The organism is Prochlorococcus sp. MIT 1323 (genome assembly GCF_047304905.1).
In the GTDB taxonomy this organism is placed as follows: domain Bacteria; phylum Cyanobacteriota; class Cyanobacteriia; order PCC-6307; family Cyanobiaceae; genus Prochlorococcus; species Prochlorococcus marinus_D.
In genome coordinates, this window is the sequence record NZ_CP138973.1 from 2,045,716 (window position 1) to 2,071,540 (window position 25,825).

25 protein-coding genes and 1 pseudogene are annotated in these 25,825 nt (G+C 53.9%); 14 read left to right on the forward strand and 12 right to left on the reverse strand.

Annotation, left to right across the window (positions count from 1 at the left end; genetic code table 11):
- Positions 1 to 316: 316 nt before the first annotated feature.
- The 5 genes from SIB68_RS09950 to SIB68_RS09970 are packed head-to-tail and all read right to left on the reverse strand — an operon-like array spanning position 317 to position 5,868.
- Positions 317 to 1,687, reverse strand: a complete 1,371-nt coding sequence (locus SIB68_RS09950; RefSeq protein ID WP_063401045.1) for an FAD-binding oxidoreductase — start codon at positions 1,685 to 1,687, stop codon at positions 317 to 319.
- Positions 1,684 to 2,439, reverse strand: a complete 756-nt coding sequence (locus SIB68_RS09955) for an SDR family NAD(P)-dependent oxidoreductase (RefSeq protein ID WP_236069112.1) — start codon at positions 2,437 to 2,439, stop codon at positions 1,684 to 1,686. The genes SIB68_RS09950 and SIB68_RS09955 overlap by 4 nt, the downstream gene beginning before the upstream one ends.
- Entirely contained in the window at positions 2,436 to 3,404 is a 969-nt protein-coding gene (locus SIB68_RS09960; RefSeq protein ID WP_063401043.1) for a lysylphosphatidylglycerol synthase transmembrane domain-containing protein, read from the reverse strand. Before SIB68_RS09960 ends, SIB68_RS09955 begins: the two co-directional genes overlap by 4 nt.
- Positions 3,404 to 4,945 (reverse strand): flippase-like domain-containing protein, encoded by a 1,542-nt coding sequence (locus SIB68_RS09965; protein ID WP_063401042.1) that lies wholly within the window; start codon positions 4,943 to 4,945, stop codon positions 3,404 to 3,406. Before SIB68_RS09965 ends, SIB68_RS09960 begins: the two co-directional genes overlap by 1 nt.
- A 2-nt stretch (positions 4,946 to 4,947) precedes the next feature.
- Positions 4,948 to 5,868: a decaprenyl-phosphate phosphoribosyltransferase gene (locus SIB68_RS09970; RefSeq protein ID WP_063401041.1), complete on the reverse strand. Its 921-nt coding sequence runs from the start codon at positions 5,866 to 5,868 to the stop codon at positions 4,948 to 4,950.
- A 267-nt stretch (positions 5,869 to 6,135) separates the two neighbouring features.
- On the opposite strand from SIB68_RS09970, the gene SIB68_RS09975 reads away from it, so the two are divergent.
- Positions 6,136 to 6,333, forward strand: a complete 198-nt coding sequence (locus SIB68_RS09975) for a hypothetical protein (protein ID WP_063401040.1) — start codon at positions 6,136 to 6,138, stop codon at positions 6,331 to 6,333.
- A 30-nt stretch (positions 6,334 to 6,363) separates the two neighbouring features.
- Positions 6,364 to 7,434 (forward strand): AI-2E family transporter, encoded by a 1,071-nt coding sequence (locus SIB68_RS09980; RefSeq protein WP_063401039.1) that lies wholly within the window; start codon positions 6,364 to 6,366, stop codon positions 7,432 to 7,434.
- On the opposite strand, the gene cysC is transcribed toward SIB68_RS09980, so the two are convergent.
- Both cysC and SIB68_RS09990 read right to left on the reverse strand, forming a co-directional pair.
- A complete protein-coding gene (gene cysC / locus SIB68_RS09985; protein ID WP_196757149.1) occupies positions 7,379 to 8,029 on the reverse strand; it encodes an adenylyl-sulfate kinase in 651 nt (216 codons plus the stop codon). The genes SIB68_RS09980 and cysC overlap by 56 nt on opposite strands.
- Positions 8,030 to 8,089: 60 nt before the next feature.
- Positions 8,090 to 8,431, reverse strand: coding sequence for a translation initiation factor (locus tag SIB68_RS09990; RefSeq protein WP_063401037.1), 342 nt, complete (start codon positions 8,429 to 8,431; stop codon positions 8,090 to 8,092).
- Positions 8,432 to 8,517: 86 nt separating this feature from the next.
- On the opposite strand from SIB68_RS09990, the pseudogene SIB68_RS09995 reads away from it, so the two are divergent.
- Positions 8,518 to 10,428 (forward strand): annotated as a pseudogene (locus tag SIB68_RS09995) (heavy metal translocating P-type ATPase).
- A 112-nt stretch (positions 10,429 to 10,540) separates the two neighbouring features.
- On the forward strand, positions 10,541 to 11,791 hold the full coding sequence (gene trpB, locus SIB68_RS10000; protein WP_063401157.1) for a tryptophan synthase subunit beta: 1,251 nt from the start codon (positions 10,541 to 10,543) through the stop codon (positions 11,789 to 11,791).
- A gap of 318 nt (positions 11,792 to 12,109) precedes the next feature.
- Here trpB and SIB68_RS10005 read toward each other — a convergent pair whose 3' ends face one another.
- Positions 12,110 to 12,550 (reverse strand): hypothetical protein, encoded by a 441-nt coding sequence (locus SIB68_RS10005; RefSeq protein ID WP_063401036.1) that lies wholly within the window; start codon positions 12,548 to 12,550, stop codon positions 12,110 to 12,112.
- Positions 12,551 to 13,052: 502 nt separating this feature from the next.
- Complete coding sequence (locus tag SIB68_RS10010) at positions 13,053 to 14,111, reverse strand: HrcA family transcriptional regulator (protein ID WP_063401034.1); 1,059 nt, start codon at positions 14,109 to 14,111, stop codon at positions 13,053 to 13,055.
- A gap of 281 nt (positions 14,112 to 14,392) precedes the next feature.
- Here SIB68_RS10010 and SIB68_RS10015 point away from each other — a divergent pair, with 281 nt between their 5' ends.
- From SIB68_RS10015 to SIB68_RS10055, 9 genes are all read left to right on the forward strand, one after another.
- Positions 14,393 to 16,006: a DUF3352 domain-containing protein gene (locus SIB68_RS10015; RefSeq protein ID WP_063401032.1), complete on the forward strand. Its 1,614-nt coding sequence runs from the start codon at positions 14,393 to 14,395 to the stop codon at positions 16,004 to 16,006.
- On the forward strand, positions 15,957 to 16,484 hold the full coding sequence (locus SIB68_RS10020; RefSeq protein ID WP_063401031.1) for a SixA phosphatase family protein: 528 nt from the start codon (positions 15,957 to 15,959) through the stop codon (positions 16,482 to 16,484). Before SIB68_RS10015 ends, SIB68_RS10020 begins: the two co-directional genes overlap by 50 nt.
- Positions 16,485 to 16,509: 25 nt before the next feature.
- Positions 16,510 to 17,700 (forward strand): citrate synthase, encoded by a 1,191-nt coding sequence (locus tag SIB68_RS10025; protein ID WP_063401156.1) that lies wholly within the window; start codon positions 16,510 to 16,512, stop codon positions 17,698 to 17,700.
- A gap of 60 nt (positions 17,701 to 17,760) precedes the next feature.
- On the forward strand, positions 17,761 to 18,879 hold the full coding sequence (nuoH, locus tag SIB68_RS10030; RefSeq protein WP_196757156.1) for an NADH-quinone oxidoreductase subunit NuoH: 1,119 nt from the start codon (positions 17,761 to 17,763) through the stop codon (positions 18,877 to 18,879).
- A 127-nt stretch (positions 18,880 to 19,006) separates the two neighbouring features.
- The gene (ndhI, locus tag SIB68_RS10035) at positions 19,007 to 19,663 is read left to right on the forward strand and encodes an NAD(P)H-quinone oxidoreductase subunit I (protein WP_063401030.1); all 657 of its coding nucleotides are present in this window, start codon (positions 19,007 to 19,009) and stop codon (positions 19,661 to 19,663) included.
- Positions 19,660 to 20,262, forward strand: coding sequence for an NADH-quinone oxidoreductase subunit J (locus SIB68_RS10040; RefSeq protein WP_011131383.1), 603 nt, complete (start codon positions 19,660 to 19,662; stop codon positions 20,260 to 20,262). The genes ndhI and SIB68_RS10040 overlap by 4 nt, the downstream gene beginning before the upstream one ends.
- 39 nt (positions 20,263 to 20,301) lie before the next feature.
- The gene (gene nuoK, locus SIB68_RS10045; protein WP_011827260.1) at positions 20,302 to 20,631 is read left to right on the forward strand and encodes an NADH-quinone oxidoreductase subunit NuoK; all 330 of its coding nucleotides are present in this window, start codon (positions 20,302 to 20,304) and stop codon (positions 20,629 to 20,631) included.
- 12 nt (positions 20,632 to 20,643) lie between these two features.
- Entirely contained in the window at positions 20,644 to 21,591 is a 948-nt protein-coding gene (locus tag SIB68_RS10050) for an NAD(+) kinase (RefSeq protein ID WP_063401029.1), read from the forward strand.
- A gap of 5 nt (positions 21,592 to 21,596) precedes the next feature.
- Entirely contained in the window at positions 21,597 to 22,097 is a 501-nt protein-coding gene (locus SIB68_RS10055) for a CYTH domain-containing protein (RefSeq protein ID WP_063401028.1), read from the forward strand.
- 233 nt (positions 22,098 to 22,330) lie between these two features.
- Here the strand turns inward: SIB68_RS10055 and SIB68_RS10060 are convergent, their stop codons facing one another.
- Complete coding sequence (locus SIB68_RS10060) at positions 22,331 to 22,612, reverse strand: helix-turn-helix domain-containing protein (protein ID WP_063401027.1); 282 nt, start codon at positions 22,610 to 22,612, stop codon at positions 22,331 to 22,333.
- A gap of 90 nt (positions 22,613 to 22,702) precedes the next feature.
- On the opposite strand from SIB68_RS10060, the gene SIB68_RS10065 reads away from it, so the two are divergent.
- Complete coding sequence (locus tag SIB68_RS10065) at positions 22,703 to 23,596, forward strand: methylenetetrahydrofolate reductase (protein ID WP_063401026.1); 894 nt, start codon at positions 22,703 to 22,705, stop codon at positions 23,594 to 23,596.
- On the opposite strand, the gene SIB68_RS10070 is transcribed toward SIB68_RS10065, so the two are convergent.
- On the reverse strand, positions 23,577 to 24,755 hold the full coding sequence (locus SIB68_RS10070; RefSeq protein WP_011131377.1) for a nucleotidyltransferase family protein: 1,179 nt from the start codon (positions 24,753 to 24,755) through the stop codon (positions 23,577 to 23,579). The genes SIB68_RS10065 and SIB68_RS10070 overlap by 20 nt on opposite strands.
- Positions 24,756 to 24,800: 45 nt before the next feature.
- Positions 24,801 to 25,703 (reverse strand): segregation/condensation protein A, encoded by a 903-nt coding sequence (locus tag SIB68_RS10075; protein WP_063401155.1) that lies wholly within the window; start codon positions 25,701 to 25,703, stop codon positions 24,801 to 24,803.
- Positions 25,704 to 25,825: the final 122 nt, after the last annotated feature.

Genomic DNA, 25,825 nt, shown 5'->3' on the forward strand with positions numbered 1-25,825 from the left:
CTGGCAGGTATGCCTGTGATTCACGATATTGCTTTTGAATCCAATCCTTAGCCGATTGGGTATGATTCAACCGGCAGTATTTGGCTTAAGCAAAATTTCTAAGTATTTTTTGCAAGCCAATATTTAGCTTAGCTGATTTGCTTCAAGATGAATAGTTTTGGACTGTATCTTCTTCGCTATCCCCAGCCGATGACCCTACTTGTTGACAACGATCATGTTAGCTAGAGAAGCATTGAATTGTTGGCGCAGAATGATTGCGTTATATACATGCAGATAGTGTCAGGGAGTGTTCTCTAGATTGATGAGAATGATTGGTCTAAAGTCCAGTTCTAATAGCCATGTCTGAAGAGAAGACTTTGCTGGGGTCAAGCTTTTCTCTTGCTTGCTGCCACTCCTCCAGTCGTGGATAAGTTCGGCGAAGGATTGTGGCTGATTGGCGCGAATCTTTCGCTAGGTAAAGTCTGCCATTCTCAGCAGCTATGTGTTCATCTAGATGGTCAAGTACCTCAAATAATCCCGGTACCGCTGCAGGAAGATCCACTGCAAGTGTCCATCCCTGCATTGGAAACGACAAGTGGCCTGGGTTACTAGGACCAAAACGCTTGAGCACAGTCAAAAAGCTCGAAGTGCCAATTTTTCGCAAGGCTTCTAGCGTGTAGAGCACTAAGTGTGAGGCGTTGTCTGGCACAACGAATTGATACTGCAAAAAACCGGCCGGGCCATAGATACGATTCCAGTCCTGCACACCATCAAGAGGGTGGAAATAGGCTCCGATTGTCTGCAATTCACCTAGCCTCTGCTTGGGTGCCTTGCGAAACCAGGCTTCGTTAAAGGCTCGTACGGTGAGCTTGTTGAGTAGCCCTCCAGGGAGAAAAGTCGGTGCTGAGGCCAAGGGCTTGGGGTCGTAAACCAGTGGATCAGCCTGTTGGCTGGTGGGTAGTTGTTCGGCAAGGGCATGGTCACCGCAGCTGAGAACTCCGCGGCCCTTTGCATCGAGGCTGTCGATCCAGGCGACGCTGTAACGGTAATTGCTATCAGACGCCACCATCGCCGCCATCAGCTCATCGAGATTGTGATATCGAGCGGTATTGACGCTGATCAAAGAGCTGCTGATTGGGATGAGTGAAAAGGTGGCTTCCACGATGATGCCGGTGAGACCCATCCCACCCACCGTTGCCCAGAACTGTTCGCTTTCATCCACGCTGCTTTTCCCGCTGGGGGTGAGCTCACGCAGCTTGCCGCTGCCATCAACAAGCAACAGCCGTTGGAGATGATTGCCAAAGCTGCCATCAACGTGATGGTTTTTGCCGTGCACATCTGCTGCAATGGCACCGCCAATGGTGACGTTACGAGTGCCAGGGGTGACGGGCAAAAAAAAGCCTGCCGGCACGATCACCCGCAGCAACTGATTCAGACTTACCCCTGCGCCGGCTGTCACAGAGCCTTTGACAAGATCAAGGTTGATTTGATCAAAGGCTCCCATCTCAACCGCAGAGGCACCATCCAGTTGGGCCGCATCACCGTATGAGCGGCCTAGCCCTCTAGCGATCAGTGAGGCCGGGCTGGCCTGACGCACTAGCTCCTGGACTTGTTGGACGCTGGCTGGCTGCACAACCTTTGCCTGCACTGGCATTGTGCGGCCCCAACCGCTGAGGATTTGTGTTTGCGAAGAGAGGGGCAAGGTCACAGCCTTGAAGCAAAGGGCGCAGGCAACAAGCGAATGAACCACATGATCTGTGCCCACCACCAGGGGAGGTATTCGATACCTCGACGGTTGGGGCGTCTCAGTAGATCACGCGCGACCGATTGTGGACTAACGCACAGAACTTTTGGTGCCTTGCCAATCGTCATCGATGTGGCCATAAAGCCAGCCTTGATGGTGCGCACTGCAAAAGGCTTCCTTTGGCAGCGCAGTTGTAGACCCTCGCAGAACGCAGTAAGAGCAGCTTTGGCTGCTCCGTAGTGATAGTTGGAGGGTCTGCCACGATCAGCTGCCACTGAACTGAATACCCACAACCGCCCCGGGCAAGACAGCCGCTCAGGAGTAGCAATCGCACTTAACCATGGCAGCAGACCGCTGTAGTTTGCAGCTGTGATTCGCAAGGCCTCAGTGGCATCGTTGCGCGCTAGTTCGAGATCACCAAGAGAACCCGCAGTGATCAAATACAAGTCATAGTTGCCCACCTGCGGCTTGCCAGGACCATCAAGGGCTACATCAGTCAAAAGATCGGTCTGCTCCTGGGTGACGACGGCGCCATAGTGATTTCTTAGTTGTTCGGCCAGTTGTTCGTTCCCAGCCTGGTTGCGGGCAATCAAATGGAACTGACGACAGCCACATCGAGCCAACTCATGGCAAATTGCCTGGGCTATTTCACTGGTACTTCCGAGCACAAAGGAGCTGCGAATCGGAGTTCTCGCTGCTTGACCCATAGTGTTCATCCTTTCGCAAACCTGCTAGATGAGAAGGCTGGATAAGGCCAGAAAATCCTAATCGCAGCAGCGAGAGCCACGATTGACCAAAGGGTGATAATTCGCCTAAGCACCGCAACCGGCAGGGCCACTGCAGCGCCAATGTCCAGTCTGCTTAAAAGCAAGACTGTGACGGCCTCATTCACTCCAACCCCGCCAGGTAATGATGAAGCTATGCCGATGACACCAGACAGCAAATAAATGCTGATGGCTGTTGGGATGCTGATAGGTGTAGGGCTCAGCAAGTGCACTAGTAACCAAAGCACTAAGGCCTCATTGGCCCAGAGCGCCATTGAAATCAATATGGCGGGCCAGATGGCGCGCCCCAGAGCGCCGCTGGGTAGATGATGATGCCAGCTTTTTAGGCGATTGGATAAGAAGCAGCGCAGGGGGCGTAAGGCGGAAAAGAAAACAACAGCCAACACCCCCACAGCCAGCAGTAGTTCAACGATCCAATTCAGGCCTGAAAGATGCACTATCAATTGCTTCGGCGTCAACAGCATCAGCAGAAAAGCCACGGCAGATGCATCAGCGATGCGTTCAACTACAAAGACGTGCACCAGGGGGCTGCGGGGGTAGTGCAGCTGCCTATGGAGCTGCCGAATCCGATTGAGTTCGCCCAACTTGGCGGGGGTTGCCGTAAGGGCAAAGCCACGAAACCAGCCGATCAGATCGGCCCAACTCAGTCGACCGATTCCAATTCGGCCCAGTAATAGCCTCCAGCGCCAATAACGGCCTGCATAGCTGACTGCCACGATGCCGTAGAGCACTGGAAGCCACAGCAGCAGCTTGTGGGACGACGCTACAAGTACTTGGCGCTCAGAAGCTGGCCTCTGCAGCATCGCCGTTAAAGCCACAGCTATGAGTGTCAGGGCAATGAAACTGCTCCATGCTGGTTTCCAGTCTTGACTGGGCTGAGAGTCAGCAGCTGACATCAGTTTCTACGCTCTTGCCATAGCAAGCACAACACTCCCAGACCCGTAGCGAACCAGATAGTCATCAAGCGGATTAGCAGAGTGGCCGGAGTGGCGACGGCAAGAGGTACACCTTGGAGATTCAACAGACCAATGGTGCCTGCCTCGGTGCTGCCAAGTCCACCTGGTAATAGGGAAAGAGCTCCGAGGAGGCCAGCGGCCGTGTGAGCAATTGTTGCTTCACCCCAGTTGATGCCGCTTGCGCCGATGCCTTTAATCAATATCCATAGGCTGAGGCCTTCTAATGACCATGCCACTACCCCAAGTATGGTTGCCGTTAGCAAGAGCCGCGGTCGCAACAATTGCCGTAATGCAATCAGACCATCCCCGCTTGCGCTGACAAACTTCTCAGGCAGCAACTTGTTAGCAGTTGAGTAAAACAACGATCTCAACCATCGTCCTGAGCCCAACAGCCAGAACCCGATCACAGCAATTAGCCCCAAGGTGCATAGCAAAACGAAAGGCAGTTGCCAACGCAGCAGCAAGGGCAGATTGAACAACAAAATAAGCAGTACAGAAGTACCGTCAGTGAGTCGTTCTACCGCCAACGCCATCAGAGTCGGGGGTGCCGGGATATTGCAGTTCTGCTTGAGTAGCCAAGAACGAACAGCTTCTCCGCTTTTACCTGGCGTAGCGGTAAAAGCATAGGAACCCATCCAGATCCGGGCATCATCTGCTATGGGTGGTTGCAAGAAGAGAGCTGCCAGCAACAGCCTCCACCTGCCGTAGCGAACCGTATAGCTAACCAGTACAAGCAGCAGCCCCACTGATATCTGTGGCAAAAGGCGTAGAAATAGCGGAAGTAACTTGTCGCCCTGGCTCCAACTCCCCAACAGCCCATAGCTCAGCAGGGTCAGAGCTATCAATGGCAACAAAGCGCCCAGCGAGAAAGCAGGGTAGGGCCTTGGTTCAGTGCAAAAGCTGCGGTAGTGGGGGATTGCGGCAGCTTGGAGTAATTCCCGATCGCCCCGACTATCGCCATAGGCTTCAATTGTCAAATGTTTGAGTGGCCCTAAATGGGCTTCCAGGCATCGCACCTTCTCGGAGCCCTTGCAATTAGCACTCACCAATTGCGGTTGCCATAAACCCTCTACTCTTGCTAATTCAGTGCAGAGCAGCTCTACGCCCAAAGCATCGGCTAGTGGTTGCAAGAGCAAGCGCGGTGAAGCAGAGCAGAGCAATACTCGATCACCACGCTTCTGATGCCATTGCAATCTCTGAACCGCTTCACCACGTAGTTGACGCTGCAGCATTGGCAGTAACCAATCCTGGCGACCGTTCAATGCGGCCTTATTAACGGCCTCACAGATACGAAAGGCTGCAATTACCTTCTCTTTGCAACGTCCAGTTTTGATGAGGCGTAGTTGCCATGCAATCAGCCAAGGCATACAGATCAGAACTGCCAAGACTGTGCCCAAGGCATCACGCGATCGTCGGCATGCCATCAGTAGACAATCACCCTGCAAAAGAGTGCCGTCCACATCAAAAACTGCAATCGCCATGATTATGCAGCTGCGTGGTTGACTAACCCGATTAGCAAAGTAGTCAAGACCCAACCGATCAAGGTGAACTGAATGCCGCGATCATTCAACAGAATCTCCTCAGGCTTTTCGCCATTGAGATCTGGTCTCAATGTGCCACGGCGTTCGACCTCTTCAGGATCACTGAGCAACTGATAGCGGAAAATCCCTACTAGTACGAAGGGTACGGTGAGCAGCATCCAACTGGTTGACGCTCCTTTCAGAGCTGGTCCGGCGGCCCAGAGTGAATAAGACATAAAGGAACTGGTTGCCACCAAGCTTTCAAGCCGCAGCAGTAGAGGTAATGAGTAGCGCTTCAATACTGTGCGGGTAGTTACCCCAGCGTTCTTCGTTACGCGAAGTTCGGCCTTGCGCTTTTCAATAGCTAGAAAAAGCGCTAGCAGTCCCACAGTGAGAAGGAACCAGGGGGAAAGGGGTAGGCCAGCAGCAACAGCACCTGCGATGGCCCGCAATAAGAACCCCGATGCGATAGCGAAAAGATCGAGCAACGGCTGGTGCTTCAGCTGCAAGCAGTAGCCGACTTGAATGAGGCCGTATAGCAGTACCACCCCTGCCAATTCTGGAGTAATTACGGCTGCGAAACTGAAGCTGACCACGGTGAGCATCAAGGCTGTGGCTAGGGCTGTAGGCACCGTGACCAGCCCAGCGGCGATGGATCGATGTCTTTTGCTGGGGTGAACTCGATCGGCATCTATATCAAGACAGTCATTCAGTAGATAGATCGCGCTAGAGATCAAGCAGAAAGCCACAAGTGCAGCAATTGCCCGCTGCCAAATCTCAATCTCGAAGCGGAAGGCAAAAAGTGGAGCAGCGAAAACCAACAGATTCTTTGGCCATTGCCGGGGCCGACATGCAGCCAGCGTTGGAGAAAGAGCCAAATGCATTGACTAGAGCTTTAGGTGATTAGCGATGCCGGGATAGAACCAGCGAGATCGTGTTTGCAAGGCAGGCTTTCTACCGCTGAGCCAAACGCCTCTAGAGACAATTCTGCCCTAACGCCTAAGGGTGGTCATGCTCTCCAGATTGCTTTGTCTTGATGATCTTTCCTTGGGGCGTGAGGCTTGCGCAATTAGCTCAAGCTGGCTGTTACTGCATCATCACAGCTTTCTTTCTGCGGACGCTTTTGCAAATGAGTCATCCAGGCTGATGGTGTGGCATGCCTGGCGTCGGCCCTGCTTCTGGGCCTCTCGATAGTCAGCGATAAGGTTCAGGATCTATTGCCCATTGGCTACGCCACGGTGCAGTTGTTTGAAGAGGGCTTTAAGTTTGTTGGGATTGCTTGCTGGCTTGCATTTTGGTGGCAGGCTTCTGCTTCTCTTCGAGGAGCCAAGCTTCAGCCTAGTAACTGATCTGCTGAGGATCTCAACGAGAGTTCTCTGATGCTTGGGCCATTGGTATTCCCTATCTGGTTGCGGCTCAGTCTGGTTTTGCCACTGTTCGCCCTCAATCTTTGGGTGCTGCGACAGTTATTACTGCCTTTGGCTCCTTTCCCAGGGCTGTTTGTCACGGCAGCGCTGATTGCATTTTTGCTAGATATCCCCAGTCGCTGGATTAATCAGCGTCTGGGGTTGCCCCGTTGGCTGGCCATCGGTGTGGTGGCAGTTTTGGCGGTTGGCTTGTTGGTGTTAGCGGGCGTTGCTTTGGTGCCCCGTCTAATTGATCAGCTTGGCCAGTTGATCAATGAATTACCTGGCTGGCTTGTGGCTGCAGAAGGTTGGGTGAGTCGGCTGCAGGAATGGGCTTCGGCTCGGGGCTTGCCTAGTGAATTTGGAGACTTCAGTAGTGATCTACTGACACGATTGAGCGGCGTGGCGACTCAGTTGAGTCAGCAATTACTCGGCATTCTTGGAGCCACTCTTGGCATCACCATCAACACCTTGTTGGTCCTTGTCTTGGCAGTGTTTCTTTTGTTGGGTGGCGATCCAATTGCTGCTGGGTTGGCTCGTTGGCTGCCGGCTCAATGGAGGGAGCTTGTGGTCGATACGATCACGGGCACATTCCGTGGATATTTTGCCGGGCAGGTCTTGCTTGCATTGATTCTCAGCGGCGGCCAAATCCTTGTTTTTACGGTGTTGGATATTCCTTTTGGAGTGTTATTTGCTGTCTTAATTGGTTTTACGACCTTGATCCCTTACGCGAGTGCGCTCACGATTGTTGGTGTTAGTGCACTGCTCGCATTACAGGACCCCCGCATGGGTCTAGAGATTCTGGCCGCTGCGATCGCTGTTGGTCAGATTGTGGATCAAGTGATCCAACCGCGCCTGATGGGAAGCATCGTTGGCTTGCAGCCTGCTTGGTTGCTCATTGCCTTGCCGATTGGTGCCAGAACAGGAGCATTATTTGGTTTTGGGCAGCTCTTGGGGTTATTGCTCGCCGTTCCCGTGGCGAGTTGCATTAAGACACTGGTTGATGCTTGGCGGGAATTACCTTTCGATCCAGCAGAGTCTTGAGCACGATCTCAACGCACGTTTCCAGATTCTGTTCACCCGTATTGATCTTTAGTTCGGGTGATGCAGGGTCTTCATAGGGGCTTGAAATACCAGTGAAATCTTTGATTTCGCCGGCCCTGGCTTTGGCATAGAGCCCTTTGGTGTCTCGCTCTTCGCAAATTGTCAGATCCGCTGCACAGTGGATTTCGATGAAATCATCAACATCCACAAGCTTGCGAGCTTTGTCACGGTCAGCTCGAAAGGGGGAGACGAAAGCGGTGAGCACGATGACACCGGCATCGAGGAAGAGCTTCGCAACTTCGCCGATGCGGCGAATGTTCTCCTCTCGATCTGAGTCGGAGAAGCCGAGGTCTTTGCAAAGGCTATGGCGAATGTTGTCGCCATCTAATACATAGGTGGCAAGACCTTGCTCAAAAAGGGCAGCATTCACTGCATTGGCAAGGGTGCTTTTGCCAGAACCGGATAGGCCAGTGAACCAGAGGATTGCACTGCGGTGGCCGCGTTGTTGTGCTCGCGATTGACGGTCTACGGAGGCTTCATGCCAGACAATGTTCGTGCCCTTGGGGTTTGTATCTCCTTGCGGGGCAGAGCTCATGGTCTTGATGTTGATTGGGCTGCCATTCTCCATTCCGCCTAGTTGATCTGTCAGCTCCTTTCAGCCACCAGCTTGTTTGGGACGGAAGCCCTCGCTTTGTAGGAAGTCCATCACCAGGCTCACCTGGTCGCCCTGTAGCTCGAGTAGATCGTCTTTGACTGTTCCGCCGGTGCCAGCCCGGGCCTTAAGGCGCTTGAGCAAAGCCTTGGCTTCTGTAGCGGTGAGTTCCAGCCCAGTGATCTGGGTCACTGTTTTGCCACGCTTGCCTCCGCGTGTGCGTTGCACCCGCACAGCTTGCTGCTCCTTGGGATTGGCTTGGCTGACATCGGGGCGCTCCATCGCTCTGGATTGCCCTGAAAAACCACCTGGGCCGGTGAATTCTTGCCAGCCACCTCGGGGCATTGTCTGATCGCCAATGTTGTGAATGTACGGGGGTTGGTGTTTTTGCATGCCATCTTCGAGGTGATCAGATGCAACTCCGCGATCCGATGGCTGCTGGTGATGCTCTGCTGGATGGTTGCTGCAACAACGATTGCAGCGCTAACGCGAAGGTGTTCAGCTTGAGGAGAGAGCTGATTCCAATTGCAGCGGCTGCCAGTCTTTTCGTGATTGGCCTGGCTTGGGCAGGGCCCATGGGGCGCATGGTTGAGTTGGCCGTGATGATCCCCGCCTATTTGATTAGTGGTTGGGGTGTTCTGACTACGGCTGGTCGCAACATTCTGCGAGGTCGGCTATTTGATGAAAACTTTTTAATGAGCATCGCAACGATTGGGGCGATCTGTATCGGCGAACTGCCAGAGGCGGTGGCCGTGATGTTGTTTTTTCAGATTGGTGAATTGTTCCAGGGCTATTCGGTTGGGCGTTCCAGGCGTTCTATTCAGGCCTTGCTTCAAGTCAAACCTGATCGGGCCAATCTGATGGTTGGTGATCAGCTCATCGAGGTTGATCCCAACAGTGTCAAGGTTGGTGACCAGGTGTTGGTTCGGCCTGGTGAGAAGGTTCCTTTGGATGGGGATGTGGTGGAGGGGCGTTCAAGTTTGGACACCTCGGCCCTCACTGGTGAATCGCAACCACGAGCCGTTCAATTGGGTGATAAGGCTTTGGCCGGAACGATCAACCAGTCGGGCGCTTTGGTGCTGCAGGTGATCAGGCCATTGAAAGAATCCTCTGTGGCCAAGATTCTTCAACTGGTGGAAAGCGCCGCCAGTCGCAAGGCTCCTACCGAAAAGCTGATCACCAGTTTTGCCCGCATTTATACGCCGATCGTGGTGGGTTTGGCACTGCTAGTGGCGGTCTTGCCTCCTTTAGTTGTGCAGGCCAATCCAATTGAGTGGCTGAATCGCGCTTTGGTGTTGGTGGTGATCTCATGCCCATGTGGCTTGGTGATCAGCATTCCCCTCGGCTATTTCGGCGGGGCTGGCGGTGCGGCTCGGCAGGGAATTCTGGTGAAGGGGTCGATGTTCCTCGATGCACTCAGCAAGGTGAAAAGGGTGGTGTTCGACAAGACGGGCACATTGACTCAGGGCTGCTTTCGTGTTTCGCAAGTCATCTCGGCGAATGGTTTCTCAGAGCAGCAGCTGTTGGAATTGGCCGCGATGGCGGAGTCACAATCAACACATCCAGTGGCTCAATCGATCAAGCAGGCCTATGCAGCCCCGATTGATTCATCCAGAATCGCCGCTGTAGAGGAGATCCCAGGCCATGGCATTCGTGCTGAGGTGAACGGACATTCAGTGCTGATTGGTAATGATCGATTGCTGCATCGCGATGGCATCGTCCATCAGGCCTGTGCAGTGGACAGCACCGTGGTGCATGTGGTGGTGGATGGTGTCTACAGCGGCCGCATCCTGATTGCAGATGCCATTAAGCCGGATGCTGTTGATGCGGTGAGCGCTCTCCATAAGCGTGGAATTAACGTTTCCATGCTCACAGGTGATAGCCATCCAGTGGCTGAGATCATTGCCGATCAGCTTGGTCTCGATGGCTTTTGCGCTGATCTGTTGCCTGAAGGGAAGGTTGCTGCACTCGATTGCGCGCTGCGCAGCGCCCATCAAGCTGGGGGCACCGTGGCGTATGTGGGCGATGGCATTAACGATGCACCGGTGATTGCTCGCGCTGATGTAGGCATGGCGATGGGAGCACTCGGCTCTGATGCCGCCATTGAGACCGCTGATGTGGTGATCATGACCGATGTCCCTTCTCAGGTCGCCAAGGCGATTGATATCGGCAAGCGCACCAGGCGGATTGTTTGACAAAACATCGCTATGGCGCTGAGTGTGAAGGGGCTGTTCATCGCCTTTGCGGCCTTTGGTGCGGCGACTCTTTGGTCGGCTGTCTTTGCTGATGTAGGAGTTGCCTTGCTGGCAATCCTCAATGCCTCGCGCGTTTGGCGCAGTTGAGTGGGCTAGCAAAGACTCCCTCTAACTTTGCGGCTTCAAACGAAAGCACTCTTTGCTGCTTGGGGTGATTCTTTCGATTCCTAGGGTGGTGTCGTTCTTGCCTGGCGTACCGGTGACCAGCACTCTGCCCTCTCAGCCCAAAGATGCGGACCTCGCTGTGAGTGCGCGACCTTCTGCCCAGGGGCGTTTCGGCAGATATGGGGGGCAATACGTTCCCGAAACCTTGATGCCTGCCTTGGCTGAACTGGAGCAAGCAGCTGCGCAGGCATGGAAAGATCATGCCTTCACGACTGAGTTGGATCGGTTGCTACGTCGTTATGTGGGTCGGGCGACGCCGCTCTATGAGGCTGAGCGACTCACAGCTCATTACCGCCGTTCAGACGGAGGCCCCAGGATCTGGCTGAAGCGTGAGGATCTCAATCACACAGGCGCTCACAAAATCAATAACGCTTTGGGTCAGGCTCTGTTGGCGTTACGCATGGGTAAAAAGCGGATCATTGCCGAAACAGGTGCGGGTCAACACGGTGTGGCCACGGCCACGGTGTGTGCCCGTTTTGGTCTTGAGTGTGTTGTTTACATGGGCGCTGAGGACATGCGCCGTCAGGCGTTGAATGTGTTCCGCATGCGTCTGCTTGGAGCCACAGTGCAGCCTGTCACCGCAGGCACGGCCACGCTTAAGGACGCGACTAGTGAGGCGATTCGTGATTGGGTTACCAATGTGGAAACCACTCATTACATCCTTGGTTCGGTGGCTGGTCCCCATCCCTATCCGATGCTTGTTAGGGACTTTCATGCCGTGATCGGTCAGGAGGCCAGGCAGCAGTGTGCTGAGGCTTTCGGTCGCTTGCCTGATGTTCTTTTGGCGTGCGTTGGTGGAGGGTCCAATGCCATGGGTTTGTTTCATCCCTTCGTGCAGGACCGCTCTGTGCGCATGATTGGAGTGGAAGCTGCTGGTGATGGTGTTGAAACTGGTCGTCATGCGGCAACAATCACCGAAGGTCGAGTAGGCGTCTTGCATGGAGCGATGAGTTTGTTGCTTCAGGATGATGAAGGTCAGGTGCAAGAAGCCCATTCGATTAGTGCCGGCCTCGACTACCCGGGAGTTGGTCCAGAACACAGCTACTTGTGTGAGATTGGTCGGGCGGAGTATGCCGCGGTTACCGATCAGCAGGCTTTGGATGCTCTGCGCTTGGTGAGTGAACTAGAAGGAATTATTCCTGCCCTGGAGACAGCCCATGCCTTTGCTTGGTTAGAGACGCTTTGCCCCACTCTCGCCGCTGGAACAGAAGTGGTGATCAATTGCTCTGGCCGTGGCGATAAAGATGTCAACACCGTGGCAGAGAAACTTGGCAATCAGCTTTGAGTGATGGCTACCGGCAGTCTTAAGGCACTCGCTGCTGTCTGGTGATGAGCTGCTGCAGATGTTTCGCTGTAAACCAAGCAACTGCCTCAAGTTCAGCTATCAATCCCAGTTTTGGCAACATGATTAGCTGATGATTTGCTCAACCCCAGTGCAGCGTTGCCTTGGGTGGCCCGTGGTATTCAATACCCCGTTGCACGGGGTATTGTTTGGTCGTAAGTCTTCAACCCACTATGGGCCAGTAACGCTAGAAGCTGCAGGGGCAAACGCTATCTGATGCAAGACACCTACGAGAGTCAGACCACTACTCAAAGAGCGGAATCAAACACTTTCCCATGGGCCTTTAGTTAATTTAGCGCCATCTGAACCAGGCCATGGAGGCATGGTGACTACATGCGCTACAGCTTCCAACTGTCCAGTATTGCGAAATTGCATCGCTCCGCCGCAAGGCGCATGTAACGCGGTGCCAGCATTAAAAGGCACATGTTTTTCAATGCCTTCATGCTTTATCCAGAACACCCCTTCCCCTTGAATAAAATACCATATTTCTTCTGTACACAATTGAATGGCAGCATGTGAAATAAAGCCAGGGGGAAAACGGCACAAGTAGGTATTTCCATGCTCAGTTTGAAGCATAAACTCCATTACACTGCCATCATCAGCCCTGCCTAAAACCCGCTCCTCAGGCTGGCATACTTGCTTAAGAGTTTCTGGAGTCGGCATTTTTGTTTTATCTGCGTGATCAGAATGCTTCTTATTCATTTGTTGTTCATCATTTAATCTCCTGAGCTAATTATAGCGTATCTATTGAAAATATAATTACAAACACATAAAGTAAGAACAAGGTAGGCTTTTTCTCCTTCGATGAAAGCATCCGCCGGGCAAGGCAAAGGCCTTGATCTCGAGAGTGCTTGATCCAATGATTCGAAGTTGCAAGCCTGGTTTGAAATTGGCGAAGAGTTACCCCCACTGCAGAGCGATTTGCAATCAAGAACTGCCTGCTATTGCAACGCAGCGTGAGATGAAAACTGTAGCCAGACGGCAGTAAGCGTTTTGCTCGAGCCATGAGCTGATGGCATCAGAGCTCGATCATCAGCAAGGGGTTAACGAGTAACTGATCACGAGAACAAATAAGGCAAAGATTAATCAGTCCATGGGCTCCATTGTTCAGCTTTTGTTGAACCGCGTATACCGCCGAAAAGCTAGTCGCCGAACATCGGTAGACGTAGTAAAAAAGTTTGCAACTCATCGCTAGCTGTCTCGCTTAGCAGAGCAGCCTTTCAAGGTGATTCGCCACGCTGCTGACGGCTGCCTTGGCTGTGGCATAAGCCATGCGCATCGGTCCAACGAGAGCAACTTGTCCGATGCCTTCCCCGGAGCTGTGATAGGTCGCTTGCACCACTGAACAGGCTTCCAGGGCGCTCTTGGGGTGCTCCGCGCCGATCCACACGCCTCCAAGTTGCTCACTGCCAACTGGCACCACTGCAGCTGGCTGCGTATCCATCAGTTCCAGTAAAGGTTGGAGGCTGGCGCTACTGCTGAATTCTGGCTGCGCAAGCAGCCTTGACATCCCATGGAACACCGCATCTGATTCAGCCGGTGTTTGAGCTTGGCTGTGGCTGTGAATCGCCTCTCGCAGTAAAGATCCGCTCAGATTGAGCTGCGGTGGCAGGCTCGACCAGTCGAGGCTGCCGTTGCCCGTTGTGGCCAATTGATCGCGGGTCCACTCCTCGATGGCTTCGAGTTCGTTGCTGGCTTCATGGGGCAGGCGCAGATTGAGATGACTGGCTTGGTTGGAGCTTTCCACCAGCATCACCAGTAGCCGGTCGCCACTGCGCACTAGGCGTACGGCTTGAAGAGTTGGCTTTGGCCGGGCGGGCCTGGTAATCAAGCTCATGAGGCCGGTGAAATCGGTGAGACGACGGGCCAGTTGCCACATCAAGTCATCGAGAGCTGCCCAGCGCAGACTGAGGTTTGTCAGTTCCCTTTCAAGGTGCTGCGCCGCCGATCCTGGAGGCGGCAGCAAGCAGTTCACATAGTGGCGATAGCCCTGCGGGCTCGGCACTCTTCCCGCCGAGGTATGAGGTTGGGTGAGCAGGCCACGCTGTTCAAGGGCTCCCATCGCCGAACGAACCGTTGCTGCGCTCGCTTTGAGGCCAAAGCGTTGCACCAGGGTTTTGCTGCCGACGGGCTCAATCGTGTCCACGTAGTGGTGCACCGTTGCTTGAAGCACCTGCTGTTGTCGTGCCGGTAGCGACTCCAAAGCGGTGAGGTCGGGATATTGATGGTACGGGGGGGTCGCCCTTCTTTTGTGCTCTGTCACGAACTCACTAAGCCGGCCTCAGGGTTGGCGCACTTTGCTTACAACCCAGCATCACCAAGTCTCGATGCTTCTTTCCAGATTGCAGCTGTTGTGGTTCTCGTCGTGCAGCTCGACAAGATTTTGTGGCGGAAATTTTGCTGCTGTTCGCGATGCAGTTGGCTTGCGCAAAGAGACCTGTCAATCGACTCATTGATGTTGCCTTTGTGAGAGCTTCATACTGGGCGCAAGACGATCAGATGATTAATGGATAAAGATGATCTAAAGAGTCCCATTGCCGGCCCATGAAGGCCCGCCCGTTTTTGATTGCCGTGGTGGCCACGGTGTTTGTCCTGTTCTCATTGGTGGCGGGGCTTGGATGGGCTATGGCCCGCCAAAACCCTCTTCGTTTGGTTGATCAGCCACTGGAGTTGCCACGTGCTGCAAGGTTTGTGCCTCGAGAGGCTGCTCTTGCCGTTCATTGGTTGATGGATCCAGTGCGTGTGCCGGCCTATGCCCAGGCTGTAGCTCCGGCACGCAACCGTCGCAAGGCTCGCGATGGGGCTCAGCAGATTCGTGATGGTGCCTTCGCACTCGCTGGTTTGGATTTTGAGTCGGAGTTGGTCGACTGGCTTGGTCCGCAAGTGAGCATGGCTCTGTTGGAACCCAACGGGCCAGAAGGATCCATGGGTTGGCTTTTGGTTCTAGAGAGTCGAGATCAGGATGGTGCGAGGCGTTTTTTACAGCGCTTTTGGCAAGTACGCAGCTTGGCTGGCACAGATCTGCAGATCAGCCGCTATCGGGGGATGGGAGTGATTAGTGGCAAAGGGGCTTTGAGCGGACGTAATCCCCAGCCTTTGGCAACAGCATTGATCGACGATGACCTGCTGTTGCTTGCCTCCGGCCGGGGGGTATTGGAACAGGCTCTTGATGTTTCCCAGTTGTCTGATCAGCATCAACTTGGCGATCAGGAGCTTGTCGAGATCTTGCGCCAGCTTGGCGATGGTGTGGCGCTGATGGTTGCCTCGCCGCCCGCGCTTCACTCTTGGTTAGGCCTGCCTAAGCAGCTCAGCCAGCGTGAGGATCTGTTGGGTTTGGTAGCTGCCTTGAAGCCTGAAGGGTCAGATTTGGCGCTGGAAGGGCTGTTGCGTTTCCAGCAACCTCTGGAAGCTGTTGCAAGTGAGGCTGGATCAGCTGATGGACTTGTTCAGCTCACTGCCTCGGCTGGTGGTGAGGCGGAGGCACTCGCTTTGCTGAGTTCACCTTCTCGATTACTGGATCCCTCAGATCAGGATCCTCTGGTGCAGTGGTTAGGTCCCTTACTGCGTCAGCAGTTGACGTCAAATGAACTGTCTTCGGCTGCCACGATTGCTGGTTTGGACGATGGACCGTTGTTGTGGCTTCAGCAGCCCGAAGGCTGGGTGGTTGCGACCAAGCAGGACCATCCAGCTGTCTCGGTGGTGGATGATGCGCTGACTGAGCAGGGTTTTATTCGTTCGGATTTGCCGTCTGATGACGAATCTCTGCAGGTGTGGACGCGCTTGGCACGTCAACAAAGCTCTAGTAAGAACTTGCTTGAGGCTCAGTTGGGCGTCGCTTTGGTCGAAGAGCCAGACCAGGCCTGGTGGGGTCAGACCCTTGCGGCTCTGCAGCAGCGCAAGCAGGGCAAGGCGTTGCAGCCTCGTCTTCGTCAGCTGAACAATCTCAATCGAGATGATCGTCCGCTTATTCAACAGCTGGTTCTTGGTGCAAATCCTGGTCGCGTGCAGCTTCAGCATTGGCGTCCCTGGACGTTGATGCAAACGCTTGCTGGTGGCTCATTGCAGCCCAGTGTGCAGGGGTTGGCCATGGCTGTGGGGCCTGATCAAGATGAGCAAAGTTCTTCTCTTCGCATGCGTGCCCGCCTCAACCTCGGTTGATCTTTTCTTATTGCGCCATGGCATCGCTGAGCAGCGTTGCCATGGCGTTGATGATTCGCTAAGGCCACTTACAGAACAAGGAATTCTGCGCATGATGGAGGTCGCTCGTCGCTTGCGAAGCCTTGGCTTTGCTGCTGATCGTCTGCTGAGTAGTCCTTACCTGCGTGCGGCTCAGACGGCAGAACTTGCTCAGCAGGCGGGGCTGGCGGGGCGGGTGGAATTCGAGAGTTGCTTGCTTCCTGGAAGGGATCCTTGGCCTTTGCTTGAAGGATTGGTTGGGCGCTGCCTTTTGGTGGGTCATGAACCTGAGTTGACTCATCTAGCAGCAAGGTTGCTTGGCATGCCTTCGGGCTGCCTGGTGTTGAAGAAGGCTGGTTTTGCTCACCTCAGATGGTCGCAGCAGAAACGAAGCCCTGCTGGCAGGGCAACGCTGCAGGTGCTATTGAGGCCTTCGGTGTTGTTGCCCTGTTCCGCTTAGGTTGCCAAGGAGTTGTCGAGATGCGGTGGGGCAGGAGCAGGTTGGGGAGATTCGCCACGATCGCAGTGGCATCAGCTTTCGTCCGGGGCTGGAGGGAGTGCCAGTAACCCAATCCGCCATCTGTGAGATCGATGGAATGCAGGGGCGGCTTGCTTATCGGGGTTTTCCAATTGCGGAGCTCTCAGCGCATAGCAGCTTTTTGGAAACCACCTATCTGTTGATCTGGGGCGATCTGCCCAGCCCACAGCAACTTCGTGATTTCGAAGCTGAGGTGCAGATGCACCGTCGCGTGAGTTTTCGGGTACGCGACATGATGAAGTGCTTCCCAGCTTCGGGGCACCCGATGGATGCACTTCAATCGAGTGCAGCATCGCTGGGGCTGTTCTATTCCCGTCGAGCCATCGATGACCCGAAGTACGTCTATGACGCCGTGGTGAGGCTGATCGCCAAGATTCCCACGATGGTGGCGGCTTTTAAGTTGATTCGCAAAGGGCAAGATCCCATTCAGCCTCGTGATGACCTGGCCTACTCAGCCAATTTCCTCTACATGCTCACCGAGCGTGAACCGGACCCTTTGGCGGCCAGGGTTCTTGATCGCTGCTTGATCCTGCATGCGGAACACAGTCTGAATGCCAGTACTTTTAGTGCTCGCGTGACCGCCAGTACGCTCACTGATCCTTATGCAGTGGTGGCCTCCGCAGTGGGCACCCTTGCAGGACCACTACATGGTGGTGCCAATGAGGATGTTTTGGCGATGCTCGAAGAGATCGGCAGCCCAGAGCATGCTGGTGATTACTTGGATGAAGCGATTGCTTCTAAGCGCAAGGTGATGGGCTTTGGTCATCGGGAATATCGGGTCAAGGATCCTCGCGCTGTGATCCTTCAGGGTCTTGCAGAGGAGTTGTTTGCCCGATTCGGCACCGATGAGATGTATGACGTGGCCAAGGCGTTGGAGCAGGCGGCTGCTACCCGTTTAGGGCCTAAAGGGATCTATCCGAATGTGGACTTCTATTCCGGTCTTGTGTATCGCAAGCTTGGAATTCCACGTGATCTTTTTACTCCTGTGTTTGCTATCTCAAGGGTGGCTGGTTGGCTGGCTCATTGGCGAGAGCAACTTGGCGCGAATCGGATTTTCAGGCCTTCGCAGATTTACACCGGTGCCCAGAACAGAACTTGGATCCCTAGTGATGAGCGTGTCTCTTCTACGGGCGCCTAAGTTGCAGCCAGCTCAGCCATCACCATGGTGACCACCTTTGCCACTGCAACCTCAGGCTTGGTGAGTTCTGGCCTTGATCTGGAGTTGAGCTTTAGTCAGTCATTACAAGGGCTGGGGCTTTCCCCGCAGATGGCCCATCTCATTTGGCTGCCGCTGCCGATGCTGTTGGTGTTGACCGCGGCGATGGTGGGCGTTTTGGTCACCGTGTGGCTGGAGCGGAAGATTTCGGCGGCTGTTCAGCAGCGGATCGGACCGGAATACGCAGGAGCTCTCGGCGTGTTGCAGCCGATGGCCGATGGCTTGAAGTTGCTGGTGAAGGAAGACGTGATCCCTGTCAGGGCGGATGGCCTGCTGTTCACTCTTGGTCCGGTCCTGGTGCTTGTGCCTGTGATCCTCTCCTGGTTGATCGTGCCCTTTGGTCAAAATCTGCTGATCAGCAATGTGGGGATAGGGATTTTCCTCTGGATCTCCCTCAGCAGCATTCAGCCCATTGGCCTATTGATGAGTGGCTATGCCTCCAATAACAAGTACTCACTCTTGGGTGGGCTGAGGGCTGCAGCTCAATCGATCAGTTACGAAATCCCTCTTGCCTTGGCTGTTCTGGCAGTGGTGATGATGAGCAATTCGCTCAGCACGGTCGACATTGTTGCCCAACAAAATGGTGCTGGCTTGCTGAGCTGGAATGTGTGGCGGCAGCCTGTGGGCTTTTTGATCTTTTGGATCTGTGCGCTGGCCGAGTGCGAACGACTTCCTTTCGATCTCCCTGAAGCTGAGGAAGAGCTGGTGGCGGGTTATCAGACCGAGTACGCAGGGATGAAGTTTGCCCTGTTTTATCTCGGTAGTTACATCAACCTTGTGCTTTCGTCCTTGTTGGTCGCAGTGCTCTACCTAGGGGGATGGGGCTTCCCCATCCCGGTGGAATGGCTGGCTGGTTGGCTTGGTCAGTCGGTTGATGCTCCCTTGGTGCAGGTGATCACTGGCTCCGTTGGCATTGTGATGACAGTGCTGAAGGCTTATCTACTGGTGTTCTTAGCCATCTTGTTGCGCTGGACTACTCCACGAGTACGTATTGATCAATTGCTTGATTTGGGCTGGAAGTTTCTTTTGCCGATCGCTCTTGGAAATCTGCTGATTACAGCTGCTCTTAAGTTGGCTTTCCCTGTTGCCTTTGGTGGTTGATGCAGCTAAAGCGCTCGAAGGCGCTGGATCTCGTTCCGGGAGGGCTAAGCACTTTTACTTATCCTGGTTAAAAAGCTTGTAGGATTTCTGGAATGCTCCTAGTGGGCCTCTTAGAGGGTCCTTTCGCATGTTCGGGTTCCTCAAAAAAGTTGCTGACTACACCCGCGACGCTGCGGATGCAGCGAACTATCTGATCCAGGGCCTTGCGGTCACATTCGATCATCTGCGCCGGCGTCCGATCACGGTGCAGTATCCATACGAGAAGCTCATCCCCTCAGAGCGTTATCGCGGTCGTATCCACTACGAGTTTGATAAATGCATTGCTTGTGAGGTTTGCGTCAGGGTTTGTCCCATCAACCTGCCTGTTGTGGACTGGGTGATGAATAAGGAGACCAAGAAAAAGGAGCTGCGCAATTACTCCATTGATTTCGGTGTCTGCATCTTTTGTGGCAACTGTGTGGAGTACTGCCCTACCAATTGCTTATCGATGACAGAGGAATATGAGCTGGCTGCGTACGATCGACATAGCCTCAACTACGACAATGTTGCATTGGGTCGTTTGCCAACCAGTGTGACGACAGACCCATCTGTGCAGCCTTTACGAGAGCTGGCCTATCTGCCTAAAGGGGTGATGGATCCCCATGATGTCCCTGCCAATCAACCTCGAGCCGGACAGCTCCCGGCAGAGGCGCTCAAGAGTCTGAGCTTGCAACAAGAGTCTGTTCAAGGGGATGAGGGAGAATCGTTGCAGGATGCTTCTGATCAAGACCAGCCCAGCGGATGACGATTGCTACTTCCACAGAATTAATCTGTTTCCTGGTTCTAGGCGCCGTGGTGGTTCTCGGCAGTCTTGGTGTCGTCTTGCTGGGCAATATCGTCTACTCCGCCTTTTTGCTTGGTGGCGTATTTATGGCTGTGGCTGGTCTCTATCTGCTCCTCAATGCCAGTTTTGTTGCAGCAGCACAGGTGCTGGTTTATGTGGGTGCAGTCAACGTGCTGATTCTCTTCGCGATCATGCTGGTCAACAAGCGCGAAGATTTGAAGCCGATCGAGGGATTGCCTATTCGAAGGCTGCTCTCTGGTGGAGTTTGTGCAGGGTTGTTTGTTCTTTTCTTTCGTGTGGTGATCACCACACCTTGGGCAGTGCCAGGCCCCGCAGCGATTGGAGTAGGGGCTACTGAGCGAATTGGTGAACACCTATTTACTGACTACCTTTTGCCTTTTGAGCTGGCGTCTGTGCTTCTACTGATGGCCATGATCGGTGCAATTGTGTTGGCCCGCAGAGATGTGCTGGAGACTGATGTTGGTACAGGTGATGCTGTCAATCAGGGTCTGATCGAGAAGGCTCAAACCCCGTTGCTTGTCGATAAGTCCACGCCCTGATCAGTTCAGGACACTTTGCTTTTTCCCCTGATTGATCCCATGCTCGAGTCCTCGTCCGGTCTTGTTCCTCTTCAGGCCTATCTCTTGCTTGCTGCGATGCTTTTCTGTATCGGCGTGTGGGGGCTGATCAATAGCCGTAATGCTGTTCGGGTTTTGATGAGCATTGAGCTGATGCTCAATGCGGTGAATATCAATCTGATGGCATTCTCTTCATATATTGATGGTGATCTGATCCGCGGTCAGGTCTTTGCTGTGTTTGTGATTACTGTTGCTGCTGCAGAGGCAGCTGTGGGTCTTGCGATCCTCCTTTCCTTGTATCGCAATCGCGTCACTGTGGATATGGAGCGCTTCAATCTGCTGCGCTGGTAAGGAGACCCAGGCATGCGTCTCGATTTGGTCTGGGTGATCTATCGGGCGGGAAGTCATTCTGCGCATCGTGAAGCCTGTTGTTGTGTTGACGAGCTCCAAGCGCTTGGAGTGAAAGTGGTGATGGCCATGAGTGGAGTGACGGCCAACCCTTTCCCCGATTTATTGGCCTCAGAAGCCGGCCGGCCTGATTTGGCTGTTGTGCTTGGGGGCGATGGCACGGTGCTCGGTGCGGCCCGTCATCTTGCCGTTCATGATGTCCCAATCCTTAGTTTCAACGTCGGCGGGCATCTAGGTTTTCTGACGCATGAACGCTGTTTGCTTGATGGCGGTCAGCTATGGCAGCGATTGTTGCAGGACAACTTTGCTTTGGAGCGCAGGATGATGTTGCAGGCTGCAGTGGACAGCCGCTCCCCTGCTGAACGAACTGCTCGACCTACTGCTTCGCTCCAGGATTTGAATGGGACTAAGGCACCGCACTGGGCCCTGAATGATTTTTATATGCGTCCTTATCGCGATGATGTGTCGCCTACCTGCACCCTTGAACTTGAGATCGATGGTGAGGTGGTTGATCATTACCGTGGCGATGGTTTGATCTTGGCGACACCCACAGGGTCTACCGGCTACTCGATGGCGTCTGGAGGGCCGATTCTTCACCCTGGCATTGATGCCATCATCGTGAGTCCAATTTGTCCGATGAGTCTCTCTAGTCGTCCGGTCATCGTGCCTCCAGCTTCACGGCTCGTGATTGGGCTTCTGGGAGAAAACACTCGCCGGGTGAAGCTCTGGAAAGATGGGGCGAGTGGTGCCCTGCTTGAACCAGGCCAGTGTTGTGTTGTTCAAAGGGCTCGGCACCATGCATTGATGGTGGTTCTTGAACAGAGCCCTTCTTATTACAGAACTCTCACGCACAAGCTGCATTGGGCGGGAAGTCTGCTCAACAATCAACCATCTCCCAGCTGAAGTTCATGGGCCTCGAGATCGAACGGAGGTTTTTGGTGGTGGGAGAAGAGTGGCGAGCTTTGGCAGGACCAGCCTTGCCTTTGCGTCAGGGTTACCTGGCCGGGTCTCCTCAAGGGTTCACTGTCAGGATGAGAATCATGGCGATGGAGCAGGCTTGGCTCACCCTCAAGGCTCCTGCTGAGGGGATTGCTCGCCATGAGTTCGAATATCGGATCCCTCTAGTCGATGCAGAGGCTCTCTGGGGTTTGGCGCCTGATCGTCTGATCAAGACACGTTATGAACTAAGCCTTAAAGGTGGTGATTGGGTGGTCGATTGCTTCGAAGGAGCGAATGCTCCTCTTGTGCTAGCGGAGGTGGAACTTGTCTCTGCGGAGGATCGGCTAGAGATTCCCGCGTGGTGTGGGCAGGAGGTGACTGGTGCATCTGAGTGGAACAATGCGGCTTTGGCACGCACCCCGATTCAGCAATGGTCCGATCAGAGGCGCAGAGATAACGGCCTGGCTTGACCAAAGCGCCCCAAGGGCCTTTATAATCTCTTAACAGTTCCGATCGAGTGAACTGGTTGTTCGGGCAGCAGAGGCTGCGGGAAGGCAACTTGTGTTTGGTTTGTACGATACCGATGGCATCCTCCGCTTTACATGCCGGGATCGTGAGGCTTGTATGGCCTATGTCGAGTTGTTTGATCTCGAGTCCGAAGGATGTTCTTTGATGTCCATCCCAGAGCCCGCTGTGCTTGGGTTTAGGAATCAGAGTCGGAGTCGTCTGGCAAGGAGCAGCAATTGAAACCATCGCGGCAGATCTTGCCGTGATCCATGGCCCAGTTCAGAAGGGCTACACGATTTTTTGAGCCTGTTTTGGTGAACATGTTGCTGACATGATTATCGACAGTTCGCTTGCTGATGGTTAGCTTTTCAGCGATTTCTTGGTTGGTTAGACCGTCGGCAACAAGGTCAATGATTTCCATTTCCCTTGAAGAGAGTGAGATATGAACGGCGGAACTGGGGATTTTGCCTGTGGCCATTTCCTCCCCATTGATTATCTCCGTTCATCTTACGCAGACTTTGGGCAAGCGATCCCTCATAGTTGGTGAGTAAGTGAAGGACATCGTGATTTGAGTTCAGCCTTGCAGCGCTCCATCGAGGCCGGAGCGGTGACGATCACTGCTGAGGTCATGCCTCCTCGTGGTGCAGATCCTGTTCATTCCTTGACGATGGCTCAAGGTTTGAAAGGTTTTGTTCATGCCATCAATGTGACTGATGGCAGCCGTGCAGTGATGCGGATGAGCAGCCTTGCTCTCTGCCGGTTGCTGTTAGATGAGGGGCTTGAACCGATTTTGCAGCTCGCTTGCCGTGATCGCAATCGGATCGCCCTTCAATCCGATTTACTTGGAGCTCATGCTCTGGGTATTCGCAACGTGCTCTGCCTTACAGGTGATCCGGTTCGGGTTGGTGATCAACCTGAGGCGAGACCTGTTCATGACTACGAGTCGGTGAAATTGCTGCATCAGGTCTCTGCCTTCAACCGTGCTGATGACCCTGTTTCGGGATTACTCCCTGATGGAGCGACTGCTTTGTTTGCTGGGGCCGCTGCCGATCCCAATTGCCAGAGCTTGAGTGGTCTGCGGCGTCGCCTTGAACGAAAGAAAGAGGCCGGTGCTCGCTTTCTTCAGACTCAGATGGTGATGAAACCCGCTGTGCTTGAACACTTTTGCAATGAGGTGGCCAATCCCCTTGGGTTGCCTGTGCTTGCTGGGGTGTTTTTGCTGAAATCAGCTCGTAATGCAAGCTTCATTAATAGGGTTGTGCCTGGAGCATGCATTCCTGAATCACTTGTGGCTCGGCTGGAGCACGCATCTGATCCAATGGCAGAGGGGATCGCTATTGCTGCTGAGCAGGTCAGGAGTTACTTGTCTCTTGCCCAGGGCGTCCATCTGATGGCCGTGAAAGCAGAAGAGCGCATCCCCGAGATTCTTGATCAGGCTGGAATCAACTTGGTGCCGGTGTGAGGTCTGTGCCAAGGAGTTCGGCCATGGCCTTCTGCTGAGGAGATGGTTCCACCAGGTCTTGGCGCCTTGCATCGGTGATCAGCCAATCAAGGGCTGCTTCTTGAAGGTCAAAGTGATCGCCGTTTTTGCCAACGCAGTAACGGCCAAACACCAGCTTTTCCACCAGCTGCACACCAGCTCCAATACGGGAATAGTCAAAGATGATCGAGTTGTCTACGGTTGCCCCTTCGCAGATGCAACAGCTAGGGCCGATCATTGATGGCCCAATAATTGTTGCTCCATCTTCGATGCGGGTCATGCCACCCACATAAATTGGCCCTTGCACATTGATCTTGTCCCAGTTCGCGGCAACGTTCAAGCCTGTGTAGATCCCAGGACGGACTTCCTTGCCAGGGATGCCTACTTGGCGAACCTCTCCTTGCAGCACGCTGCGAATGGCCCTCCAATAATCCGGAACCTTGCCAATGTCCACCCATTCGAAATCCATGGGTAGGGCGAAGAATGGTAAGCCCATCTCCACCAGCTTGGGGAATAGGTCAGAGCCGATATCGAAGGGTTGGTCGGAAGGAATGTGCTCGAAAATCTCTGGTTCAAAGAGATAGATACCTGTGTTGATTGTGTCGCTCAGCGCTGCATCAGTGGAGGGTTTTTCTTGGAATGCCTGAACACAATCATTCTCGTCTGTGACCACCACGCCATAGCTGCTGACTTGATCTTTGGGGACTCGTTTGGTCACCAAGCTCGCCAGAGCGCCTTTGGCTCGATGGCGTTTTACGGCTTCTGAGAGGTCGAGATCAATGAGGGCGTCGCCACAGAGCACTACAAAGGTGTCATCAAAGAATTGTTGAAAATCCTGGATTTTTTTGAGGCCGCCAGCGGAACCAAGGGCATCACCAATCAGTTCTCCCTCTTCGATGCGTCCCTCGAAGCTGTAGGCGATTTCTACGCCAAAGCGCTGGCCATCGCGGAAGTAGTTTTCAATTTCCTCAGCTAGGTGAGACACATTCACCATTACTTCTTTGAATCCGTGCTCCTTCAGCAGTTCGAGCAGAAACTCCATCACGGGTTTCTGAAGGATGGGAATCATCGGCTTGGGGATCACGTGGGTGATCGGCTGGACGCGCGTCCCTTTGCCGGCCGCCAAAATCATCGCCTTCATTGGCGTTGTTAGGCCTCAGCTCGGTTAAACAACATAGACCTCCATTCAAGCGGCATTCACGACCTCGGCCGGAGTGGCAGCTGGCACGTTAAGGCTGGTAAGTGGGAGCTGAGCAATGGTTCCTGGGGCCAGCAGTCGCTTCAGTCGGAGGGGGGCATAGAGGGATCCTTCCTGTGCCAGCTCCACTTTTCCTTGTGAGCATAGAAATAACAGAGCCCAGAACACGCCCACCCGATCCGTGTCCAGGTCTGATGTTGAGACCTGTTCCCACTGACCAACCAACTGCTCGAAATCAACCCAGTGCAGGGCCTGTTCCCAATCGTTAAGGAAAACTCCTAAGGCTGCAGTCGTTTCAGGAAGTTTTTCCCGGTGCGCCAGAGCGGTGACTTGGGCAATGGCCTCACGCTCGCTCAAACGTTTATTGCGTTTGCGGCGTCGCTGTTGCAGTTCGTCGGATTCGAGTTGCTCGGCGATGGATTCCAGTTGTTCGATGAGCTCGCCAAGAGTCACTGGCCTGCGTAGGGGCGGTGGTGCTGCCGGACGACGTAAGAGGTGGCGCTCTGGGCGCCTGGGAAGCGCAAAACTTGGATCTAGCCAGCCTTGCTCTCCCAGCTCTGCTTCGAAGCCTTCTTCAAACAGAGGTTCCGGTGGAAAGGTTTGGGCTTCGAGAACCTCTGCTTTGAGACCAACCAGGACTGATGCGGCCAAAAAGGCTTCGCTGCTGTCTGCTAAATCCTGTTCATAACTGCCGCCTTGCCGTTGCACTTGTGCGGCCACTTGCTGGGGCACCTCAATGCGCTGGCGTAGTTGATCGAGGAAACCATCAACCACAGCGATCACATCGACATCCCAGGGATCTAATTCACCTCGCTCTGCGGCATCTTGCAGCAGGCGGATTGCAAGGCGTGCGCCTGAATCAGCCCCCCTGTTCAGTCCATCATCCTGCAAGGCAAAGATCACGCTTGAAATAAGTTATCGATCTTGTTAGGCGCGCGCTAGGGGGATTCCATAGATCATCATGCCTTTAAAGAGTTATATGAATTTGGTTAGGAGGAAGCTGATGAGGTGGT

Excerpts from the sequence above, each read along its gene's own strand:
- SIB68_RS10005 (WP_063401036.1), bottom strand. The coding sequence starts at position 12,550 with ATGAATAAGAAGCATTCTGATCACGCAGATAAAACAAAAATGCCGACT.
- SIB68_RS10060 (WP_063401027.1), bottom strand. The coding sequence starts at position 22,612 with ATGGCCACAGGCAAAATCCCCAGTTCCGCCGTTCATATCTCACTCTCT.
- SIB68_RS10015 (WP_063401032.1), top strand. The coding sequence starts at position 14,393 with ATGAAGGCCCGCCCGTTTTTGATTGCCGTGGTGGCCACGGTGTTTGTC.
- SIB68_RS09965 (WP_063401042.1), bottom strand. The coding sequence starts at position 4,945 with ATGGCGATTGCAGTTTTTGATGTGGACGGCACTCTTTTGCAGGGTGAT.
- SIB68_RS10050 (WP_063401029.1), top strand. The coding sequence starts at position 20,644 with ATGCGTCTCGATTTGGTCTGGGTGATCTATCGGGCGGGAAGTCATTCT.
- SIB68_RS09955 (WP_236069112.1), bottom strand. The coding sequence starts at position 2,439 with ATGAACACTATGGGTCAAGCAGCGAGAACTCCGATTCGCAGCTCCTTT.
- ndhI (WP_063401030.1), top strand. The coding sequence starts at position 19,007 with ATGTTCGGGTTCCTCAAAAAAGTTGCTGACTACACCCGCGACGCTGCG.
- SIB68_RS09960 (WP_063401043.1), bottom strand. The coding sequence starts at position 3,404 with ATGTCAGCTGCTGACTCTCAGCCCAGTCAAGACTGGAAACCAGCATGG.
- SIB68_RS10070 (WP_011131377.1), bottom strand. The coding sequence starts at position 24,755 with ATGAAGGCGATGATTTTGGCGGCCGGCAAAGGGACGCGCGTCCAGCCG.
- SIB68_RS10040 (WP_011131383.1), top strand. The coding sequence starts at position 19,660 with ATGACGATTGCTACTTCCACAGAATTAATCTGTTTCCTGGTTCTAGGC.
- SIB68_RS09990 (WP_063401037.1), bottom strand. The coding sequence starts at position 8,431 with ATGCCCCGAGGTGGCTGGCAAGAATTCACCGGCCCAGGTGGTTTTTCA.
- SIB68_RS09970 (WP_063401041.1), bottom strand. The coding sequence starts at position 5,868 with ATGCATTTGGCTCTTTCTCCAACGCTGGCTGCATGTCGGCCCCGGCAA.
- cysC (WP_196757149.1), bottom strand. The coding sequence starts at position 8,029 with ATGAGCTCTGCCCCGCAAGGAGATACAAACCCCAAGGGCACGAACATT.
- SIB68_RS10020 (WP_063401031.1), top strand. The coding sequence starts at position 15,957 with ATGAGCAAAGTTCTTCTCTTCGCATGCGTGCCCGCCTCAACCTCGGTT.
- nuoK (WP_011827260.1), top strand. The coding sequence starts at position 20,302 with ATGCTCGAGTCCTCGTCCGGTCTTGTTCCTCTTCAGGCCTATCTCTTG.
- SIB68_RS10055 (WP_063401028.1), top strand. The coding sequence starts at position 21,597 with ATGGGCCTCGAGATCGAACGGAGGTTTTTGGTGGTGGGAGAAGAGTGG.
- SIB68_RS09980 (WP_063401039.1), top strand. The coding sequence starts at position 6,364 with ATGCTTGGGCCATTGGTATTCCCTATCTGGTTGCGGCTCAGTCTGGTT.